Annotated in this window: 18 protein-coding genes; 9 read left to right on the top strand and 9 right to left on the bottom strand. The window is 62.1% G+C overall.

Translation table 11 applies throughout. The features are described 5' to 3' along the window. Positions 1-1518 (bottom strand): bifunctional metallophosphatase/5'-nucleotidase, encoded by a 1518-nt coding sequence (locus tag WKV53_RS22745; protein WP_341407117.1) that lies wholly within the window; start codon positions 1516-1518, stop codon positions 1-3. 105 nt (positions 1519-1623) lie between these two features. Next, positions 1624-2724, bottom strand: coding sequence for a metal-dependent hydrolase (locus WKV53_RS22740; RefSeq protein ID WP_341407116.1), 1101 nt, complete (start codon positions 2722-2724; stop codon positions 1624-1626). A 133-nt stretch (positions 2725-2857) separates the two neighbouring features. Between WKV53_RS22740 and WKV53_RS22735 the strand changes: the two genes are divergently transcribed. Together WKV53_RS22735 and WKV53_RS22730 are read left to right on the top strand one after the other, a co-directional pair. Continuing rightward, positions 2858-4003 (top strand): adenosine deaminase, encoded by a 1146-nt coding sequence (locus tag WKV53_RS22735; protein ID WP_341407115.1) that lies wholly within the window; start codon positions 2858-2860, stop codon positions 4001-4003. Continuing rightward, positions 4000-5097 carry a pyridoxal-phosphate-dependent aminotransferase family protein gene (locus WKV53_RS22730; protein WP_341407114.1) on the top strand — a complete coding sequence of 366 codons (1098 nt, stop codon included), beginning with the start codon at positions 4000-4002 and terminating at the stop codon, positions 5095-5097. The genes WKV53_RS22735 and WKV53_RS22730 overlap by 4 nt, the downstream gene beginning before the upstream one ends. Positions 5098-5100: 3 nt before the next feature. Here the strand turns inward: WKV53_RS22730 and WKV53_RS22725 are convergent, their stop codons facing one another. The 4 genes from WKV53_RS22725 to WKV53_RS22710 are packed head-to-tail and all read right to left on the bottom strand — an operon-like array spanning position 5101 to position 11522. Then, positions 5101-7653, bottom strand: coding sequence for a polynucleotide kinase-phosphatase (locus tag WKV53_RS22725; RefSeq protein WP_341407113.1), 2553 nt, complete (start codon positions 7651-7653; stop codon positions 5101-5103). 6 nt (positions 7654-7659) lie between these two features. Further along, the gene (locus WKV53_RS22720) at positions 7660-9054 is read right to left on the bottom strand and encodes a 3' terminal RNA ribose 2'-O-methyltransferase Hen1 (RefSeq protein ID WP_341407112.1); all 1395 of its coding nucleotides are present in this window, start codon (positions 9052-9054) and stop codon (positions 7660-7662) included. A gap of 55 nt (positions 9055-9109) precedes the next feature. After that, positions 9110-10639: a family 43 glycosylhydrolase gene (locus WKV53_RS22715; RefSeq protein WP_341407111.1), complete on the bottom strand. Its 1530-nt coding sequence runs from the start codon at positions 10637-10639 to the stop codon at positions 9110-9112. A 13-nt stretch (positions 10640-10652) separates the two neighbouring features. Then, a complete protein-coding gene (locus tag WKV53_RS22710) occupies positions 10653-11522 on the bottom strand; it encodes a hypothetical protein (protein WP_341407110.1) in 870 nt (289 codons plus the stop codon). A gap of 141 nt (positions 11523-11663) precedes the next feature. Between WKV53_RS22710 and WKV53_RS22705 the strand changes: the two genes are divergently transcribed. Beyond that, positions 11664-12038, top strand: a complete 375-nt coding sequence (locus WKV53_RS22705; RefSeq protein ID WP_341407109.1) for a hypothetical protein — start codon at positions 11664-11666, stop codon at positions 12036-12038. A gap of 26 nt (positions 12039-12064) precedes the next feature. Here the strand turns inward: WKV53_RS22705 and leuS are convergent, their stop codons facing one another. The 3 genes from leuS to WKV53_RS22690 form a co-directional block, all read right to left on the bottom strand. After that, positions 12065-14605, bottom strand: a complete 2541-nt coding sequence (gene leuS / locus WKV53_RS22700) for a leucine--tRNA ligase (protein ID WP_341407108.1) — start codon at positions 14603-14605, stop codon at positions 12065-12067. Between the two features lie 165 nt (positions 14606-14770). Then, entirely contained in the window at positions 14771-15256 is a 486-nt protein-coding gene (locus tag WKV53_RS22695; RefSeq protein WP_341407107.1) for a PA2169 family four-helix-bundle protein, read from the bottom strand. A 272-nt stretch (positions 15257-15528) separates the two neighbouring features. After that, positions 15529-15987, bottom strand: coding sequence for a thioredoxin family protein (locus tag WKV53_RS22690; protein WP_341407106.1), 459 nt, complete (start codon positions 15985-15987; stop codon positions 15529-15531). Between the two features lie 78 nt (positions 15988-16065). On the opposite strand from WKV53_RS22690, the gene rdgB reads away from it, so the two are divergent. The 6 genes from rdgB to WKV53_RS22660 are packed head-to-tail and all read left to right on the top strand — an operon-like array spanning position 16066 to position 20507. Further along, complete coding sequence (gene rdgB, locus WKV53_RS22685; protein ID WP_341407105.1) at positions 16066-16662, top strand: RdgB/HAM1 family non-canonical purine NTP pyrophosphatase; 597 nt, start codon at positions 16066-16068, stop codon at positions 16660-16662. A gap of 19 nt (positions 16663-16681) precedes the next feature. Further along, complete coding sequence (locus tag WKV53_RS22680) at positions 16682-17188, top strand: hypothetical protein (RefSeq protein WP_341407104.1); 507 nt, start codon at positions 16682-16684, stop codon at positions 17186-17188. 43 nt (positions 17189-17231) lie between these two features. Then, on the top strand, positions 17232-18974 hold the full coding sequence (locus WKV53_RS22675; RefSeq protein WP_341407103.1) for a DUF3592 domain-containing protein: 1743 nt from the start codon (positions 17232-17234) through the stop codon (positions 18972-18974). Beyond that, a complete protein-coding gene (locus WKV53_RS22670; protein WP_341407102.1) occupies positions 18971-19390 on the top strand; it encodes a hypothetical protein in 420 nt (139 codons plus the stop codon). Before WKV53_RS22675 ends, WKV53_RS22670 begins: the two co-directional genes overlap by 4 nt. Beyond that, a complete protein-coding gene (locus WKV53_RS22665; RefSeq protein WP_341407101.1) occupies positions 19357-19959 on the top strand; it encodes a hypothetical protein in 603 nt (200 codons plus the stop codon). Before WKV53_RS22670 ends, WKV53_RS22665 begins: the two co-directional genes overlap by 34 nt. 29 nt (positions 19960-19988) lie before the next feature. Beyond that, complete coding sequence (locus WKV53_RS22660) at positions 19989-20507, top strand: NlpC/P60 family protein (protein WP_341407100.1); 519 nt, start codon at positions 19989-19991, stop codon at positions 20505-20507. Positions 20508-20615 lie beyond the last annotated feature (108 nt).

Genomic DNA, 20615 nt, shown 5'->3' with positions numbered 1-20615 from the left:
TCACTCGATGACTTTCTGCTCGGACAGGTAGTCGATCAAGGCCGGACGAGCCGCCACTTTCGTCTCTGTCCGCTTGCTATCCGGCCGATTGAGGATCTCGTGCAGCTTTGGCAGCCGCTGCCCGCCGGACTGGCCGTCGTAGGTATTGAAGGCGATCCGGTAGCGCTTGCCGTCCTCGAGAGGCTTGCCTTGGAAAAGAATGCCGTCGCCATCGCGCTTCGTCTCGAAAGGCCACAGCGTCCGGTCCTTCTTGTCCTCCGCCACGATCACTCCAAGTTCCTCGGCCGTTAGATCCGCGACAAGGAGGCCGTTCTCATAAGGCAGCAGCTTCCAGCAATCTTCCACCGTCAGATCGCCGGCAGGAATGCCTTCCTTGCCGAAGACACCATGGAAGACCCCATCGACCGAAGTGCCCGCTTTCTTCAGCGCGTCGGCGAAAGCCTTGCAAAATAGCTCCGATGTCCCGCTGCCGCGCGCGCCACCTGTGATGGGCGTCTTCACGGTACACACCTTCCGCTTCAGTTCTTGCTCGGCCTTCGCGAGCTCGGCCTTGGAAAGCTCCACCACCTCGGGATCCGGCTCGAAGCGTGAATCCATCAGCACGGTGAAGGCACGCCGCTCCAGCAATCTCCGGGTCGCCACGTCGAACGTGAGATCGATCCGCCCGCAGTGGATCCCATAGTAGTTTGCCTGGCTGCACAACACGTGCCCGGTCATCCACGAGGGCTGATCCTGGTGGCTGTGTCCGGCCAGATAGACATCCACGTCTTCAATCTCGGCAAGGATCTCGCGCACCGGATTGGCGAAGTCATCCTGAAAGCGCCAACCCATGTGACCGAGCACCACGATGGCATCCGGCTTCTCCGCCTTGATCTCCTTGAGGCATTGCTTCAAGGACGCCACCGGATCCAGCGGCGTCACGCCACTGAGTGTCGCCGGCGTAAGCCAACTCTGCAGGCCGGGAGTAATCAGGCCGATCAGCCCGATGCGGAAACCGCCGACCTCTTTGACCATCCACGGGCGAACCTTCGTCCACACGCCGCCGGCTTCCGCGGGCACCTTGCCATCGACGGTGAGATTCGCGGTGAGCACCGGTGATTTCGAAAGTTCCAGTGCACCTTCCGCGACGCTGCGCCCCCAGTCGAAGTCGTGATTACCCAGAACCCAGGCATCGTAGCCGAGCTTGTTGAATAGCTCGATCATGAGCTTGCCGTCATTCTGCAAGCTGACCTGCGTGCCCTGATAAACGTCGCCGATATCGACGAGCAGCGAGTCGGGAAGCTCCTTCCGCCAGCGGCGGATCTGGGTCACGCAGCGGGCGAAGCCGCCGAGGTCACCGTAGTCTTCGTAATTCACCGTCGGCAGGATGTGCCCGTGAAGGTCGGTGGTGTGAAAGATCGAAACCGTCTTGCTGTGGCGTGGCTCGGCGCCATCGGCAAACAAACTGGAGCCAAGCAATGCGCCACCGGTGGCCAGAAAGTGGCGGCGGGAAACCGCGGTGAAGACGTGATCCTGCATGCCGCGAGATTCCACCAATCGCCGGAGCGATTCAATCGCGGACTGGGTCCGCGGGATTCATTCGCTTCTTGGAATTGCTCGTCCAAGTCGAATTTGTCACATGCCTTACCGACTCTCCAAGTACTCCTGCAAGGCGAGGAACTGGCCGATGAGTCGCGCATTCCCCTCCCAAGCCGCCTCTTCCCCGGTGACCCGCCGCCCCATGCGGCGCAGCATCTCGCCGGGATTCCGGGCCTCGCGCTCCTGGGAACGCAGGCGATCCTTCGTGCTGTCCGGCTGATACGTCCACGTGAAGGGAAAGCGAAGCGCCACACCACGCTCATCCCAGCTCCGCAACTCGGCGAAGCGCAGGTCGGCCAGCCAGACGCCATCGGCCGACTCGCGGGCGACCCACCAGCCCTTGGAAAACCATTTCACGATCTTCACCTCGCGGGCGTCCGCATGCTTCGCGGCAATCTCCTCGTGCTTCGGCACCACGGTCCAGCGGATCGGCTGGCCGCTGGGATCGAAAACCGAGCGATAGCCGATCCAGATCTCACCGGGTCGATCGACCAGGGTGCGCCAGAGGAGGATGTTGCCGATGGTCGGCGCTTCCATCTTCCGCTGCCACGTCACGTTGCGCTTCGCCATGTCGGCTTCCACCGCGCGACCCACCGAGAACTTCGCGCAAATACTAAGGATCACGTAGAAGGAACTGATTCCCAGGCACCACGCCGCCGAACGAATTCCCTTCCCTTTCTTCCACTCCTTCGGCTTCACGAACATCCCGATGACGACGGCCACCATCAGCGGGATCGTGAACAGCGGATCAATAATGGACATGTTGTCCGTCGAAGTCCGCGGCAGAGGAAGCGGATCCAGCACGCCGGTGCCATAAACGGTGAACACGTCGATCAGCACATGCGTGCCCCACGCCAAAAAGACAAACCATGCGGCGCGCTGCGGAGTAACCTTGTCCTTTTTCCAACGCTTCGCCAGCGGCTTGGCGAGCAGCCACGTCAGCAGGCCGATGAGAAAGATCGAGTGGGTCAAGCTGCGGTGCATCACCAGACCCCATGCCGTCGGCAAAAACCACTCGAACACGACATCGAGGTCCGGCAAGGTGCCGAACAGCGCACCCCATGCCAGCGCGCGCCGCCCGAGCTGGCGACCAAGCACCAGCTCGCCAATCACCGCGCCGAGCGCCGCCTGGGTGAGCGAATCCACGGCGGCAGCAACCGGGACCGCGGGCCGCTTGCCAAGCGGGAACTTTCACGACCGAAATTTTCCGCGCACGGAGGGCCGTAATCTGCTAGATCCAGCCTGAATGACTGACGAGCGCTACCCTGAATTCCATCCCGTGGCACCCCTGCCCACCGGGAAGGATCTCGTGGCTGCCCTCGATTTCCGCCGCCTCCCGAAGATCCTGCTCCACGAGCACCTCGATGGCGGCCTCCGCCCCGCCAGCATCATCGAACTGGCGAGGGACCAGGGCTACGGCGGCCTGCCAACGTCCGATCCGGACGACTTGGCCAAGTGGTTCCACCGCGGCGCGCAGAAGGGCAACTTGCCCGAGTATCTCGAAGGCTTCGCCCACACCATCGCGGTAATGCAGACGCGCGATGCACTCTCCCGCGTGGCCTGCGAGTTCATCGAAGACATGGCGAAGGATGGCGTGGTCTACGCCGAGGTCCGGTTCGCGCCGGTCTTCCACACCGGGAAAGGCCTGACTCAGGACGAAGTCGTGGAAGCCGTGATCGCCGGCCTTGAAGAAGGACGGAAACGCTTTGGCGTCGAGTGGGGGTTGATCATTTGCGCGATGCGTGACCGCACCGATTCACTCGAAGCCGCGGAGCTCGCAATCCGCTGGCGCGATCACGGTGTGGTCGGCTTCGACCTCGCCGGTGGCGAATACGGCCATCCGCCGAAGAAGCACATCGAAGCCTTCCAGGCGATCGAGCGCGCGAATTTCTACATCACCATCCACGCCGGTGAAGCCTTCGGCCCGGAGTCGATCTGGCAGGCATTGCAATGGTGCGGAGCCCACCGCCTCGGCCATGGCACACGGCTGCGTTACGATATCGAGGTGCAGCCGGATGGATCGCTGAAGCTCGGTCGGCTCGCCCAGTACATCCTCGATCGGCGCGTGCCCTTGGAAATGTGCCTTTCGAGCAATGTCCACACCGGTGCCTGCGCTTCCTTCGAGGAGCATCCTTTCGCCCTGTTCCACCGCGCCGGCTTCCGCGTCTTTCTCAATACCGACGACCGGCTGATGAGCGACACCGAGATGTCGAAAGAGCTCGCGATCGCGACTTCGACCTTTGGCCTGAGCTTGGTAGAACTCGAGAAGATGACGATGAATGCGATGAAGAGCTCCTTCATCCCGCATCAGCGCCGCGTCGAGCTGATCCGCCATCGGCTTCTGCCCACCTACTCGATGCTCTTCGCCGAACTGACCGCGAAGGCCTTTGCCAGCCAACTCCCCTCCAACCCCTATCTCCGATGAATATCCCCGAACGCATCCTGATGGGCCCCGGCCCGAGCACCGTGCCAGCCCGCATCCTCCGCGCCATGTCGTCCCCCACCCTAGGTCACCTCGATCCCCGCTACATCGAGATCATGGACTCGGTGTGCATCAAGCTGCGCAAGGTCTACGAAACCGAGAATGCCCTCACTTTCCCCGTCTCCGCCACCGGCATGGCTGGCATGGAATGCGTAGTCACGAACCTGATGGAACCTGGCGACGAAGCGATCGTCTGCGTCAATGGCGTCTTCGGCGGCCGCATGGTCGATGTGATGGAGCGGGCCGGCGTGACCGTACACCGGCTCGATGTCCCGTGGGGGGAGATCTTCCCGCTCGAAATGCTGGGCGAGGCGATCCAACGGTATCCGAAGGCGAAAGCCCTGGGCATCGTCCACGCGGAAACTTCCACCGGCGCGCATCAACCGCTCGAAGGATTGGGCAATCTTCTCCACGACGCGGGCATGCTGCTCATCGTCGATGCCGTCACTTCGCTCGGCGGCCATCCGCTGAAGGTCGACGAGTGGGGTATCGATGCCATCTACTCCGGCACCCAGAAGTGTCTCTCGTGTCCGCCCGGACTCTCGCCGGTGTCTTTCTCCCCGCGTGCCGTCGAAATCACCGAATCACGCAAGACCAAGGTGCAAAGCTGGTACTTCGACATCTCGATGCTGAAGGACTACTATAAAGGTAGTGGCAAGCGCGCGTACCACCACACCGCACCGGTGAACATGATCTACGCCTTGCACGAAGCACTCACCATCGTGCTGGAGGAAGGCCTCGAAGCCCGGCACGCCCGGCACGCCCGCCTTCACCGCCGCCTGCGCGCCGGGCTGGAATCCATGGGCATCCAATACGTCCCGGAACACTCGCTCCACACGCTCAACTGCATCCACATCCCCGAAGGCGCCGATGACGCCGCGGTGCGTGCCAAGCTGCTGGACGACTACTCGATTGAGATCGGCGCCGGCCTCGGCCCTTTCGCCGGAAAGGCCTGGCGGATCGGCCTCATGGGACACTCCGCCACCCAGGCGAACGTCGACCTCGTGCTCGCAGCACTGGTCGATTGCCTGGAGTGAGAATCAAAGCCGCGGGTCCACGGGTTCGCTCTCCAGTGCCAATACGGCCAGGACGCACTCGTGGACTTCGCGCAAGGGCCGGCGAGCGACAAATCGATCAAGGCCCTCGAGTCCCAGGACGAACTCTCGTTCTGCCATGGATCGCTTGTGGCCGAGGCCGCGCTGCCGGAGCCGGCTCAAGTGTTCCGGAGCGTCGTACTCGGGGCCGTAGATGATTCGCAGATACTCGCGGCCGCGGCACTTTACTGCCGGTTGCACGATGCCGCGCTGGCCTTTCGCGATGAAGTCACGCGGCTTCACCACCATCCCCTCGCCACCATCATACGTGAGGGCCTCCCACCATGAAATGGCATCCGCCACGGCGCTTTCATCTTCAAGGTCAACCTCGCGCCAGCGCGTGGCGGGAAAGAGCTCGGGATCCACGGCCTGAAGTCGCTCTGCCAGCGCCATGTGCCACCGGTGGTCACGCGCATGATACGCACCGCTCTCTCCGGCCAGGAAATGGAAGGGTGCCAGCTTGAGATCTTCCAAGCGAACGACGTCCCAGCAGTATTGCTGGTAGGCACGGCGATAGCGGTCCAGCATGCTGGCCCGTGACTGGCTCCGCCCCAGCATGGGAAGAAGCATCGACCTTGCCTCCGCCTCAAGGTGATCCCCGGCAACAGCCATTCCGAGCGCACCTGACAGCGCCGCGGCATGAGCCTCACCAGCCGCTGCGACCGCGGAATACTGCGACTGGAGAAGCTCGCGCGATTTCACTGACCACGGCATCAGCTCGCAGTCGAGGCACAGCCAGTCCGTTGCCAACTCATCCCAGATTCCTGCGGCTTCCAAAGCCACAGCCAGTCGATCGAGCAGTGCCTGCTCTCGCGTCGCATCATCAAAAAACCGCCGCCCGGTCCGGGTGTAGATCACTCCTCGTTTCTCCTGCCTCAAACCGAACCGTGAAATGGCAACCGAGGGATCACGGCAGACCACCACCACAGCCCGCGAGCCCATGTGCTTCTCCTCACAGACCACGGTGGGAACACCCTGCTGGCGATAGTAGTCGAAGGCTTCCTCCGGACGCTCCAGCCAACCCTCGCGCTCGCTGGTGCCGCACGGCGACATCGTCGGCGGCAGGTAAATCAGCCAGCGCGGATCGACCGCGAAGCGGCTCATCACCTCGAGGGCGGCGAGCACGTTCTCCTCGCGCACCGTCACGTTTGGACGGAGCGCGGTGTGGATCTGACGCTTGCCTCGCAGGTCATCGAGGTCGAGCACACGATCATTGTCGAGTTGGGCATCCGTAGCTTCGACACGCAGCGGTCGCGCAGGCTCAGCGTAGGTCTTCAAGGCCGGAACGGAAACCGTCTCCTGTTCCGGATAACGCAACGCCGTGAGCGCACCGCCGAAACAGCATCCGGTATCAATGTTCACCGTGTGATTCAGCCAACGCGGATCGGCGAACGGCGTGTGCCCGTAAACGACGAGTGCCTTGCCACGATAGTCGCGCGCCCAATCAAGCCGCTCAGGCAGCCCGTATTCATCGCGCTCACCAGTGGTATCGCCATAGAGGCAAAACTCACGCACCTTGCCGGAACCGCGCCCCTGCATGCTTTCCTTCAAGCCCGCGTGCGCCACCACGAGCTTGCCATCATCGAAGACAAAGTGGCTGACCAAGCCATCGAGGAACTTGATCAAATCACGGCGATCGACGGGATCCGCTTCGAGCTGGGCAATCGTGTCAGCCAGGCCATGCGTCGGCTGAACCTTCTTCCCGTTCAGCCAACGCAGGAACTTCATATCGTGATTCCCCGGCACGCAAATCGCTGTGCCGGCGCTCACCGAGGCCATCACTAGTCTCAGGACATTCGGCGAGTCCGGACCGCGATCCACCAGGTCTCCCACGAACACCAGTCGCCGCCCTTCCGGGTGACGGACCACATATCCCTCAAACTCATAGCCGATTTTCTCCAACAAAGTACGCAGCTCCTCGTAGCAGCCGTGCACATCGCCGATAATATCGAAGGGCCCGTGATCGTCCCTTCGATTGTTCCATAACGGCTCGCGGATGATGCTCTCCACTCCATCGATCTCCTCCGGGCTGCGAAGGTGAACCACGTTTCGGAATCCTTCGGTCTTCAACCCCCGCAAGCCGCGCCGAAGCTGATTGAACTGACGCTTGATCACCTGCGGTCCGAAATCGCGATCCGGCCGCAGCGCGTTCCGCTCGCAGCAGATCTTCTCATCAATCCGGAAAACAATCGCCGCCGGTAGCGCGTGATATTCGCGGGCAATCGCCACCAGCCTCGCACGGTCTTCAGGATTGAGATTGGTGGCATCCACCACGGTCAGCCTCCCGAGCGCCAACCGCTGCCGGAGAATGAAATACAAAAGCTCAAACGCCTGCGGCGAAACGGTCTGGTCGTTTTCATCGTCCGACACCATTCCGCGGCAGACATCCGACGACACCACCTCGGTCGGCTTGAAATGCTTCCGCGCAAACGTGGACTTCCCCGACCCGGACGGACCGATGAGCAGCACGAGGGAAAGCTCTGGGATGCGGAGGGTCATCACGGATCAATCATTGCGCACAAACACCGCCATCTGGCTCGGCGGGCCGTGCTCAGGGTCTTCTTCACCCAGTGGCTCGAAGGTTACATCGTAGCCATGCACCGCAGCCACGCGCCCGGCCCATTCACGAAACTCGGAACGGGTCCACTCGAAGCGATGGTCGCCGTGACGCATCGCTCCCGGCTTCATGCCTTCGAAGAGCACATTATACTCCCGGTTCGGTGTGGTAACAAAAACACGTCGCGGCGCCGCATCGGCAAACACGACTTCCTCCAATGATTCCAAACGCTCTGGATCGAGGTGCTCGATGACTTCCACCAGCGCCGCCACGTCATGGCCGCGCAGTCGTGAATCACGATAGATCAGCGAGCCGAGGAAAAGCTCCAGACGCCCTTCCCGGCGCGACGCTGGAATGCGGTCAAGGCGCTCAAGGGCGATCTCAAGCGCGCGGCTGGATACATCCATGCCGAGAACTTTCGGAATCCTCGTGGCCTTCAGCAACCGGGCCAACAACCGCCCTTCACCGCAGCCAAGGTCGATGACGGACTTCGGATCAAGCGCTGCGATCGCCTCCGCGACACGATCAAGACGAACATCGTGCAATGAAATCTTCCGCTCGATGGATGGCTCGGCACCGCTGTCCGCAGCATCTTCGTCGCCCTCTTCCGGTTCGGGCTCGGGCGCAAGCCGTTCCAGAGCCTCCCGGGTCAGGCGTTTTTGATACTTCAGGTAGCGACGAACGATCCACTCGCGCTCGGAATGACCCGCAAGCCACCCTTCCCCCTTCTCCAGCAACTTGTCGATCTCCTCCTGGCCAACCCAGTAGTGCTTGTGGCGGTCGAGCGTGGGAATCAACACGAACAGGTGCTTCAGCAGCACGTGCAACGGCAGCGTGGCTCGCAAGGTCAGCTCATGATAACGGCTCTCCCCCCACTCGGGAAAGGCAGGCTCCAACGGCAGACGACGGCTTTCCACCGCATAGCCGAGCGGAGCAAAGAGCTTTTCCAACATCCCTTCAGGCGCTTGCACCACCGGCAGCCGGGCCTCGAGTTGAAGCGGCTTGTCGACAAGCTCCGGCCGCTTGGTGCAGCGACCATTCAGCGCGGTGCCGAAGACCCGGGAGATGGCCACCGAGAGAAAGGATGATGCCGCGTAGGGCCGGTCGTTCACATACTGTCCGAGCGCCCAGCCTCCCTGGCGTGCTCCTTCCGAACGAACCAAGCCCACCGGGTCCACTTCCACCGCAAGCACCGCCGTACAACGCTCATGCGAAGCCTCGGCGTAGAACACCGTGGCCTGGCCAAACGCCAATTCGCTCCCGTGACAACGTGCCGGATGCTTGTGCAGCAAATGGCCGAGGTCCGTGGCGTCGGGAGTGCGGTTGGTGAGGTGCAGTTGCACTTCCTTTATCTAACCGGCGTGCCTGAGGAGATGGCAAGCTCACCGTTTCGAAGCATCACCGCGCCCCCGAAGGCAGAGGCTGCGGCGACGAGGTCGGACCGTGAATCTGCAGGATATCCGGACCACCCGTGGGATCAGGGATGAAGCGCACGCGATCGATCGAAAGCGCGCGCGGCTCGGTCTTCTCCAGCGAGCTGTGACGGTGATAGACGATGAAGACTTCCTTCCCGTCCGGCGAGGCCGTGAAGCAATGGTGCGCCGTGCCATGGGCATAGGCCGTCGATTTCATCACCGGGTTGAACTCATACTTCTTCCACGGGCCAAGCGGGCTGTCCGAAGTCGCATAGCCAACGGCATACTCCGGATTCTCAAAATGGCTGCCGGAGTAGGTCAGGTAGTAGGTGCCCTTGTGCTTCAGCACCTCGGGCCCTTCGGTCACCGGCCACTGGTGGCGCTCCCAGGCTTGGTCGGGCTTCACCATGAGCTTCAGCGTGGAGGCATCCACGCTCATCATGTCGTCATTGAGCTTGCCGCCCCAGATCTGGTTTTCTCCTTGGCCGAAGGAGACGTAGTAGAAATAGCGCTGCCCTCCGTCATCGGTGAAAACATGGCCATCGATCTTGATGCTGTCGGGCTCGATCGGCTGCTCCTTCTCTTGCTTGAAAGGACCTCGTGGCGACTTCGCAGTGGCCACGCACATCCGCTCGTCAGCCGCATAGTAGAGGTAAAACGTGCCATCCTTCTCCACGATGTCCGGCGCCCAGAAGCGCGACTTGCCCCAGCTGTCCTCATTCTTCAGCGCGAAGCCTTCATCCTTCCAACTGACGAGATTGTCCGAAGTGTAGAGCCGGATGCCGCGGGTCATCCGCGGAAAGTCCGGCGTGTAAGTCGTATAAGCGTAGTACTTGCCATCGTGGCGGAACACCACCGGATCGGCGCAGCCGGCTTGCACGGGATTGGTGTAGCTACGGGTGAGCGGCGCGGGATGATACGCGACGATCTTGAGATTGCGGAAGGACGCATCGCCATCAAGGGCGCGCAAGGCGATGCCACCGCCCTTGAAAGCGGCATCGATGCCATCGAAGACCGGCCACGTCGCATCGCTGATCGGCTCGTCATCGACGAAGATCTTCGCATTATTTCCCGCCACCTGGAGGCGCAGGTGATACCACTGATTGGCCTTCACCTCGACCGGACGCGAACCGATGGATCGCCACTTGGGATCGGTGGCACCCCACATCACCAGATTTTGACCCGCCCGGATCCCCGCGTAGTAGCCGCGGAAGGCATCTACCCCATCGGCGATATCGGCGGCACGGAACACCACGCCCCCCTGGGCTCCGTCGCCATCCGGACGGACTTCCACATCCAGCTCGAAATCGCCAGCCACCAAGCCATCGATCACCGCCTTCGGCCCGGAGCCGCCCTTCACGTGAAGCTCGCCATTCGCAGCGGACCATTCGCCGCCGTAGGTCTTCCATGGAGCGGTGGGGAAGCTGGAAAAGTCTGCCTTGAAGGGCAGCGTCGGCGCAGCCACCAGAAAACCGGAGGTCGCGACAAGGCATGCAGTGAAACGGGCAAGCATCCCGCAGCCTGTGTCAGTCCGTCGTTCCCGGCAAGCCGGTCCTGCGGCGGAAGAGGACGAGCAACGAGACCGCCACCGCACCCAGCCCGACGGCTGATGGCTCGGGAACCACGTTCAAGCTGACCAAGTGGGCATTGAAGCTGAGCGTTCCATAGGTGAGATTTGAAACCGGAGTCTGGATCGATTGGGCAGGGACCACGAGCTTGTAGAAAATTTTCGCGGAGTCGAAATCCGACAATGCCAGCGAGCCGGGCAATGCATCGGACTGGAAAGCCAGCCCATCGGCATCCTGAAAGAGAAAGTCCACGGTTTGCCGCGACTTGAGAGATGAAAGCCCACCGGGAGAGACCTCGCTGACGACTTGGTAGAAATTCAAGGCGTCGCCGGAAACCGTACCAAAGGCACCGGACTCGGAAGTATAGCTGGTACCGTTGGCCACGTTGACCCGCGGCGCGGTAACATCGCTGTAGGGATCATAGACCAAGTTCCCACCGCTCCCCGAGCTTGTCACCGTGCCGAAAGACCCTTGCCCGAGCGGCAAATCCAGCGATACCGAGGTCTGGAACAGCAGCGGAGGTTGCTGGTACGTCAGGCTATTCGGATCATAGATGCTGCTGCCTCCCGTCGCGTAGTTCCGATACGTCGCGAAGCTGGAATCACCCGGAACCTGATCGATGCTACTGCGGTCAATGATGATCCGCCCGGTGATGGTATCGCCAGCCACCAGACCGAGCCGGTTGGCGGTGAATCCCGGATCGGTCGAATCAATCGAATCGACCACGGCTTGGAACGAGTATTCGAGCAGCTGGCCGTTTGCCGGAGCCAGGCTTGCCAGGACGCAGGCACCAAAAAGGGTGCGAAAGAGCATGTGGGGGGAGCTCATCGGCGCAACGCTGCCAGAGCAGTGACCGCCCGCAAGATTGTTATTTGTTAGGGAAATTTGAAGATCTTCTCAACCCGATCGATATTGCCCCTGCAATCGCTGTGGAAGCGGGGAAATTTTAATGCTATATCTTTTCCAGCCATGTCGCACCCGCTTCGCAACGATCCCTCGGCTGCCCGCTTGATCAGCTTGGCGAAGCTGGCGATGGCCTCTGAAATCGAGCCGCGTGACACACACGGTCCGTATGTGATTCTTCAGACCGGCTATGTGCCGGGCGACTTGACCATGAAGGCCGCCGACCACCTGCTCGGCCGCTCGGGCGAGTGGCTCTCCTTCCATTGGTTCATCCGCATGCCCGCGCCTGAGCGGCGAGCCGAGTTTGTCTTCGGCACGGTGAGCGAAGTCATGACGCTCTTGGAAGATCTCTCCGGTCCCGTGCTCGTCATGACCGCCGACGGCATCGTCCACGATGCCGCTCCTGATGAGGAATGGCATCAGGCGATGTTCGGGGGCTGACGCCAGCCCCCGTTCCGAGTCGTGCCTCAGTTCGCGACGATGTTCACCAGACGGCCGGGGACCACGATGACCTTGCGGACCGTCTTGCCGTCGGTCTGTTCCTTCACTCGCGGCGAGGCGAGGGCCGCGGCTTCAACCGTGGCCTGATCGGCATCCTTCGCGACAATGACCTTGTCACGCAGCTTGCCGTTCACCTGGACGACCAACTCGATCTCGTCGGTGATGAGAGCGGCTTCGTCGTGCTTCGGCCATGCCGCATCAGCGAGCACTGAGGTGCCGCCAAGGCGCGAGTAAAGCTCCTCGCTCAGGTGAGGCGCAAAGGGATTCAGCACGTGCAGCAACAAGCGGAACTCATTCAACGGCACCACCTCGGCCTGCGTGAAGGCGTTGGTGCACACCATCATCTGCGAAATCGCGGTGTTGAAGGACATCTTCGCGATGTCGTCGGTGACCTTCTTGATCGTCTCGTGGACTACCTTGAGCAGCGCCTTGTCGGTGCATGGCACGTCCTGGATCTTCGATGACGTGACCCATTCGCCGGCTTGATTCTCTTCAAAGGCGACGCGCCAGACGCGGGCAAGGAAGCGCGAAACACCCTCGACGCCCTTCATGCTCCATGGCTTCACCTGTTCCAGCGGGCCCATGAACATCTCGTACAGGCGCAGCGAGTCCGCGCCATACTCCTTCACGACGTCATCGGGGTTCACCACGTTGCCGCGGGACTTGGACATCTTCTGGCCGTCCTCGCCGAGGATCAGGCCTTGGTTCACCAGCTTCTGGAACGGCTCGTTCGTCGAGACATGGCCCAGATCATGCAGGACCTTGTGCCAGAAGCGGGCGTAGAGCAGGTGAAGTACGGCGTGTTCCGTACCACCGACGTAGAGGTCCACCATCCCGGGCTTGTCGCTGCTACCCCAGTAGTTCTCCGCTTCCTCCGAGATGAAGCGTCCGCTGTTCCGCGGATCGCAGTAGCGCAGATAGTACCAGCAGGAGCCGGCCCATTGCGGCATCGTGTTCGTCTCGCGGATGGAGCCATCCGGCAGCTCGACCCACTCACGGGCCTTGCTCAGCAGCGGCTCGGGTGAACCACTCGGCTTGTAGTCTTCCAGCGGCGGCGCGAGCAAGGGCAGCTCGGCATCCGGCACGGCGTAGTGGTTGCCATCCTTCCACGTCAGCGGGAAGGGCTCACCCCAGTAGCGCTGGCGGGAGAACAACCAGTCGCGCAGCTTGAACTGCACGCGGCGCTTTCCTTTTTCGCCTTCTTCCAGCCACGCGATGATCTTCGGCTTCGCTTCGGCGGTTGGCAGTCCGTCGAGGAAACCGGAGTTCACGGCAGTGCCCGGATCGGTGTAGCCCTGCCAATCAGCATCGCCGTTTGGCTGAACCACTTGAATGATCGGCAGCTCGAACTTCTTCGCGAACTCGAAGTCGCGTTCGTCATGCGCCGGGACGGCCATGATCGCGCCGGTGCCGTAGCCCATCATCACGTAGTCGGCGATCCACACCGGGATCTGCTCGCCGTTCACGGGATTGGTCGCATAGGCACCGGTGAAAACGCCGGACTTGTCCTTGTTCAGATCGCCGCGCTCAAGATCGGACTTGGCCGCACAGGCGGCGATGTATGCCTCCACCGCAGCCTTTTGCTCCGCAGTCGTGATCTCCGCGACATACGGATGCTCCGGCGCGAGCACCATGTAGGTGGCACCGAACAAGGTATCCGGACGGGTGGTGAAAACTGTGACGACATGGTCATCGAGCAAGAAATCGACTTCCGCGCCTTCGCTGCGGCCGATCCAATTCTTCTGCAGCAGCTTGATGCCTTCCGGCCAATCGAGCGGGTCCAGTTCATCGATCAGGCGCTGGGCATACTTCGTGATGCGCAGCATCCACTGGCGCAGCGGACGACGTTCGACGATGTGGCCCTTGCTGCGCCACTCTTCCACTTCCTCGTTCGCCAGCACGGTGCCGAGGTCGGGCGACCAGTTCACCGGCGCTTCGTGGACGAAGGCCAAACGCACCGCATCGATCTCCTCGCGGCTCCAGCCTTTCGCTTCCAGCTCGGCGACAGGCTTCGCCTTGCCCGCTTCTTCATCAAAGTATGACGAGTACAGCTGCAGGAAGATCCACTGGGTCCAGCGGACATACTCCGGATCGGTCGTCGCGATCTCGCGGTCCCAGTCATAGCCGAAGCCCAGCGACTTCAGCTGGCGCTTGAAGGTCGCGATATTCGCCGTCGTCGTGATCGCCGGATGCTGGCCGGTCTTGATCGCGTACTGTTCCGCGGGCAGGCCGAAGGAGTCCCAGCCCATCGGATGGAGCACATTGTAGCCTTGGCGGCGCTTGGCCCGGCCGATGATGTCGGTCGCGGTGTAGCCTTCCGGATGGCCCACGTGGAGGCCGCTGCCGGAGGGATACGGGAACATGTCTAGCACGTAGAACTTCGGCTTCGAGGCGTCGAAATCGGCATCGCCCGGATTCGGCGTGCGGAAGGTTTTCTCCGCGTCCCAGCGCTCCTGCCAGGCAGGCTCGAACTGGTCGAAGGGGAACGGTTTACGGCGGTCAGACATAGCGGGGCGCGGAAATTGGCGAAAGCGGCTGAGCTTGAAAAGGAAAACCCCGGCCCGGCCGAGCCCCCGAAAACAGAACGCCCCGCCGCGGCTGGAGAGCCGGGCGGGGCTGTTTCACGATATGACCGTTTTCAGGCCATCGGAGGAGGTTTCGGCAGCGGCGTGTCAGGCAGCGGCATAGTGAGTTGCAGAGGCGTGGGACTTCTCCTCAATGCGGTGCAGCGCATCCAAGGTCGCGGCGACGTAGGTCTTCAGCTCGCCGAGCATGTTGCCGGTGCGTTCGTTGCGTGCTGCAGGGCGATTGCGCGCTCCGAGCGTGCGCTGGAATTCCCGCTCGCCCCGCTCGCACTCGGCACTGAGCCGCTTGCGGAACTGCGGATGCACTTGGCAGACGAGGCGGATCCATGCGCGGTGAACCGAGGCTTCCCGGCTGCCGTCCAGGGAAGGCTCCACGCCACAGGAGGCGATCACAGCTGCGAGTTCTTCCACGATCGCTTCACGCGAATCCGCAGAACGCTGGCAGAGCCGGATAAACGAAGAATCGGTCGCAAAATCGGCGGCCAAGCGGAAGCCGGCGATGGAGTCGATGAGGCGCGTCAGGATCTCCTGCAAAGGAGCGGCCTCTGGATCGGGACGGGTAGTGGTTTTCATCGTCCCACCCTCTCGCAAGGGACGTGCCGAACCCACCCACCCGTTCTAACCGACTGAAAACCAGCACTACTTCCCAACCCCAGATCCGCTTCGGGAAGCCAACCATGGCGCAGCGTGCAATCTCCCTGTTGCGCTCTGCCTCTCAGGGTGCGATCTTCCTCGGCTTTTGCCTTGGAGATTAGCTCCGCCACTCGTTCCACGAAAAACCCCGCGCGGCGTGAAGACCGAGCGGGGCCGTCTGCATGAACAGATCTCCTGTGAAAGGAGCCCGATCAATCGAGCTTCTGCTTCTCGAGCGCGTCGTCGAGGTGCTTCAGGAAGGCCTCGGTTTTTGGATACTCGGAGGCGAAAAAGCGGCTGAACTCCTTCCCTTCGGCATCGAAGAGGATGACCGTCGGGAAACCCTCGATCTTGTACTTCTCGGCGTAGGGCTGGTTCTTCTTTTTCAGCGCCTCGTCGCCATTCGGGAAGTCGAGCTCGACCAGGATGAACTGCTTGCCGGCGGCATCGACGAATTCCTTCTTCGAGAAGACGTTCTTCCGCATCGCGATGCAGGGCGGGCACCAATCAGAGCCGGTGAATTCGACCAGCACCGACTTCTTCTCCTTTTTTGCCTGGGCGAAGGCCTTGTCGAGATCGGTAGACCAGCCTTCGAGTTCACTCGAAAAGGCGGAGCTAACCATGGCGGCAGCGCCAAGAGTGAAAGAGGCGAGGTAGGTGATGGCTTTCATTATGTGCTATAGGCGTAGCACTGCTTGGGATTATTTCAAAATTCTTGGCCGCGGAAGGCTGTCACGCTACCCACGGCCATGCCCTCCGAGCCGCCGATTCTGGTCATCGCCACCCGCAATGCGCACAAGACCCAGGAGATCCGGGAAATGCTCGGCGACCGTTACCGGGTGCTGGACGTCAATGACTTCCCGAATCTCCCCGCGGTCGAGGAAACCGGCACCACCTTCCTAGAGAATGCCACGCTTAAAGCAGTCGCCATCAGCCACCACGTGACAGGACTGGTACTCTCCGATGACTCGGGTTTGGAGGTCGATGCCCTCGGCGGCGCGCCGGGCGTCTGGTCCAGCAGCTACGGCGGCGAGGAGGGAAATCACCCGAAAAACAATGCCCGCCTGATGACTGAAATGGCCGGCAAGGCCGACCGCACCGCCCGCTTCCGCTGCACCATGGTCCTCGCGGAAGGCGGAAACGTGCTGGCGAATTTCAGCGGCACCGTGGACGGCCGCATTCTCGACGAACCCTATGGCGCAGGCGGATTCGGCTACGATCCCCTGTTCGCACCGGAAGGCTACGACCAGACCTTCGCCGAGCTCGGCGCCGAGGTGAAAAACTCCCTCAGCCATCGCGGCCGCGCGCTGGCGAAGGTGATCGCCTGGCTGGAATCGCGGGACTGATCGCCATTTCCTGCCTATCATGCGCTACCGCGAGATAGATCCGCTCACACGGGTGGCGGGAATTCTCTGGGCAGCGCTCAGCCTGGTTGCCTCCGGGATCGGTGTCTGGACCATCTGGAACGGAGCCCACGACAACGCCAGGCAACTCTGGATCGGCCTCGTATTCGTCGTGATGGGCATGCTCTCCGCGGCGTTCGGCTTGGCCCTCGCCTTTGAACGCGAGCCCAAGCGAAAGTGGCTCAGCCCTCTCAAGACGGGCGTTGTCCCGAATGCCAAGACGATCCTCTTCTTTCTCACCTTCCTCGCAGGAGGGCTGGCCCTGCTGGGCGGGATGTTGGTTCCTCAGGTGCTTCACGGAAGCCCGGCTGCCATCGTTCTGGCCATCTGCTTTCTGGCCGCCGGAACGAGTGGCCTGTGGGTGATCGTCAAAAAGCGCCGCAAGCAGCGGGCGCGATCCTTGAAGGCAGCTGGAAACGTCGCGAAAGCCCGTGAAAGACGCCGCTTGACGAAGCGAAAGCGCTCCTGATTTTCCACGCGTCGCCAGCGGACGAATCTGCTAGATCCGGCGCGTGCCAACCGGTCTGAGAAGTGAATCGAGCAATAGCTGGGGAGTCCGGTTCTTCGGGATCTTCTGGACCGCCTTCAGCTCGATCTTCCTCGGCATCGGCCTGTGGACGACCTGGGGTGCGCTGGAAACGTTGCGATGGCAGTCCGTGCCCTGCGTAATCGAGCGCTTCGAGATCGCGGCGGATCAGAAACAGGACCCGCCCTTTCGCCCGGACCTCGTCTATCGCTACGAACTCGACGGCCGCAAATACACCGGCACCAGGCTGTGGAAGACCAAGGAAGGCAGCGATAGCTACGAGGACCTGGCAAAGGTTCGCGAACGCTTCACCCAAGGCCCGGAAGGCCCACGAACGAGCCTCGCCGAGGTCACCACCGAGTGCCGGGTAAAGCCAGGCGAACCGGAAACCTCCGTGCTGACCCTCTCCAGCAGCGGTCAGATTTGGGGCGGCCTCGCCTTCGCGGCCTTCGGCGGATTCTTCGTGCTCATCGGCCTCGCCCTGATCTTCGGTCGCCCTGGCAAAGAGGCGAAAACGGTCTCTGGAAAGACCATCACGGAGCGCCCCCTCGCCGCCGTGATCGCCCTGCTGTTTTTCGGCTGCGCCGGACTCGCCATGCTGTTCGGCCTGATCGTTCCGAAAGCCATCGAGTATTTCGCCGCGCGCGGCTGGAAGGAAACCGAAGCCGAGATCATCTGGAGCCGACTCCGCAGCAAGAGTGACAGCGATGGCACCACCTATTCGGTGGATCTCTTCTATCGCTATCAAGTCGATGGCCACGAATACCGCTCGAACCGTTACGACATCTGGAGCGGTTCCTCTTCCGGATCAAAGGGCAAGCGCGAGGTGGTCAAAGCCCACCCACCGGGATCGAAGCTCACCGTCTTCGTCGATCCGGAGAAGCCATGGCGTGCAGTGGTGAGACGCGAAGCTGGCTGGTGGGGCTTGTTCGCGCTGTTCCCGCTGCCGTTCATCGCGATCGGCATCGGCGGGCTGTGGGCCGTGCACAAAAAGTACCGCCAAGGCCCCAGCGTCTCGGCTCCGCATAGCACCCGCCCCGGCCGCGCCGGACATGTGGCAGCGGTTCGCATGCACCGGCTCGGAGCGAAGCCACTGCCCGCCGGGGAATGGGTTCGCGCGGGCGGTTCGCGGGTCGGTGCCTTCATTTTCCTGCTGATCTTCGCGCTGTTCTGGAATGGCTTCCTGATCTTCTCCCAGCGCTCGCTGTGGGGCGACGCCGGTGGTGGCTTTGGCAAGGTGATTGGCGGCGCGTTCACCTTGTTCATGATCCCGTTTTTCCTCGTGGGAATCGCGACAGCAGTAGGTGCCGTCTACACCTTCGCGGCCCTGTTCGCGCCGCGCTTCGAACTCCAGCTCGCCAGTGACGATCTCAAGCCCGGCCGCTCCGCCCGCGTCCAATGGCGGCGCGCCGGCGGCCGTGGCCAGCCGACGGATCTCGCCCTGCTGTTAGTCGGCCGCGAGGAAGCGACCTACTCGCAGGGCTCCAGCAACTCCACTGCCCGCTCCGTCTTCCACGAAGAGATCCTGTTCCAGACGACGATCCCCCAGGCGATGAACGCCGGCGGCGTCTCATTGAAAATCCCCGACGATGCCGTGCCGACCTTCAGCGGCTCTAACAACCGCATCGTCTGGCGGGTCTGCCTCTACTCCAATGTCCCGTGGCTTCCCGACCTGCGTGAGGAGCGGGAAATCATCGTCCAACCTCTCGACGCCACCGAATTGCCATGAGCACCACCATCACGATCGAACGCCGCGACCTGCGACCGCACGAGACCGTGACCGGTCGCGTGGAATGGCAGCTGGAGAAAGAGCCGCGCGACTTGGAACTCAGGCTTTGCTGGTTCACGCAGGGCCGCGGCACCGAGGAATCGCGCACCATCGCCGCCCTGCCGCTCGGTGATACCTTGCGCGGCGAACGTGCCTTCTCGTTCCAACTGCCGGCCGAACCGTGGAGCGTGAATGGCACGCTCGTCCGAATCGCGTGGGCGCTGGAGGTAGTCGCGAAAAAGACCGGCTCACTGGCAGTCGAGGAAATCGTGGTCGCCCCGCAGCGACAGGAGATCGCCCTGCGCGAAATCGAAAGCGCCCGGACCACAACCAAGGCAGAGAAATGGATGAAGCGCTTCGGCCGCGCCAAACCATGAAGGCTGGTGACAATCCCTTCGCGCCCGGCCGTCTGGAGCGCGTGCTCGGTTTCGATCCCCTGGTGGCCGGAACGACTTGGCAGGCGCTGGAGGAAAAATGGCGTGCCCTCGGCTGCCGGGCAGCCGTCACCGGCCGTCGCGGTGCGGGCAAGAGCGCCCTGCTACGGACGTGGGCGAAGCGCTGCGATTCCCCGGTCATGCTCCATTTCAATGAACAGCGCCGTCACCTGGATGAAGCGGATCGCCACGAGCTCGCCGAAGGCACCAGCCGCTTCTGGTTTATCGATGGCGAGGACTACCTGCGCCGCAGCGACCGCCACGAACTCCGCGAAGCTTCGAAGGCAGCCGCAGGCATTCTGGTCACCCGCTATCGGGCAGGTTCGTGGCCGGAACTCCTCCATCTAACGGCGACTCCGGCCACCGCCGCGATCCTGTTGGAACGAGTGTCCGCTCCCTTCGCGGAGCGTTTCCACGGGGACCTCGACCAGCGCTTCCGCCGTTGCCGAGGCAACCTTCGGGAACTTTTGTTAGAGTGTTACGATGAACTGTCAGGCAGAAAGGTTTTGTAAAAAATCCACAAATCCTTACTTTCCGCAGCGTGAAACGACTTCTGTCTCTAATCGCGCTGCCGGTCTTGGCTCTCGGGCTCAGCTCGTGCTCCAGCCAAGTGAAGGCGAAGCGACCGGTGTCGTATCAATTCAAGAACGGCGAAACCGCGAAGCTGGTGAACGGAATCGCCTATGCGCCGAGGAAAGCCCCGCTCGCTGTGAAGCGCGCAATCGCCGCCGGCAATCGCCTTCAGAACAAGCCCTACAAGTGGGGCGGCGGCCACGCCCGCCAGGAGGATAGCGGCTACGATTGCTCCGGCACCGTCTCCTACGTGCTGCGTGAAGCCGGCCTCATGCAGGGCTCCATGCCGAGCGATGGATTCTACGGCTACGGCAAGAAAGGCGACGGTGACTGGATCACCCTGTACGTGCGTAGCGGCCACGTTTTCATGACCATCGCCGGCCTGCGACTCGACACCGGCTGGGGCGCCGATCGCGATGGCCCGCGCTGGCAAACCCGCACCCGGCCCGGCACAGGCCATGTGATGCGACATCCTTCGGGACTCTGAAGCGCCCGCAGGTGGTTCTCATCCCGTGATTTATGGGCTTGCCGTAGATCGGACGACCGTGTAGCGGGATTAAAGTCCGGGCTGAATTCCGGACACGCTTCATCCGGT

This window comes from Luteolibacter sp. Y139, assembly GCF_038066715.1.
Taxonomy (GTDB): Bacteria; Verrucomicrobiota; Verrucomicrobiia; order Verrucomicrobiales; family Akkermansiaceae; genus Haloferula; species Haloferula soli.
Note: the sequence above shows the minus strand (reverse complement) of the source record. Positions and strands in the feature narration are given on the sequence as shown.

Coding starts and splice junctions, on each gene's coding strand:
- WKV53_RS22745 (WP_341407117.1), bottom strand. CDS start 1,518: ATGCAGGATCACGTCTTCACCGCGGTTTCCCGCCGCCACTTTCTGGCC.
- WKV53_RS22730 (WP_341407114.1), top strand. CDS start 4,000: ATGAATATCCCCGAACGCATCCTGATGGGCCCCGGCCCGAGCACCGTG.
- WKV53_RS22725 (WP_341407113.1), bottom strand. CDS start 7,653: ATGACCCTCCGCATCCCAGAGCTTTCCCTCGTGCTGCTCATCGGTCCG.
- WKV53_RS22715 (WP_341407111.1), bottom strand. CDS start 10,639: ATGCTTGCCCGTTTCACTGCATGCCTTGTCGCGACCTCCGGTTTTCTG.
- WKV53_RS22710 (WP_341407110.1), bottom strand. CDS start 11,522: ATGAGCTCCCCCCACATGCTCTTTCGCACCCTTTTTGGTGCCTGCGTC.
- WKV53_RS22705 (WP_341407109.1), top strand. CDS start 11,664: ATGTCGCACCCGCTTCGCAACGATCCCTCGGCTGCCCGCTTGATCAGC.
- leuS (WP_341407108.1), bottom strand. CDS start 14,605: ATGTCTGACCGCCGTAAACCGTTCCCCTTCGACCAGTTCGAGCCTGCC.
- WKV53_RS22695 (WP_341407107.1), bottom strand. CDS start 15,256: ATGAAAACCACTACCCGTCCCGATCCAGAGGCCGCTCCTTTGCAGGAG.
- WKV53_RS22690 (WP_341407106.1), bottom strand. CDS start 15,987: ATGAAAGCCATCACCTACCTCGCCTCTTTCACTCTTGGCGCTGCCGCC.
- rdgB (WP_341407105.1), top strand. CDS start 16,066: ATGCCCTCCGAGCCGCCGATTCTGGTCATCGCCACCCGCAATGCGCAC.
- WKV53_RS22680 (WP_341407104.1), top strand. CDS start 16,682: ATGCGCTACCGCGAGATAGATCCGCTCACACGGGTGGCGGGAATTCTC.
- WKV53_RS22670 (WP_341407102.1), top strand. CDS start 18,971: ATGAGCACCACCATCACGATCGAACGCCGCGACCTGCGACCGCACGAG.
- WKV53_RS22665 (WP_341407101.1), top strand. CDS start 19,357: ATGGATGAAGCGCTTCGGCCGCGCCAAACCATGAAGGCTGGTGACAAT.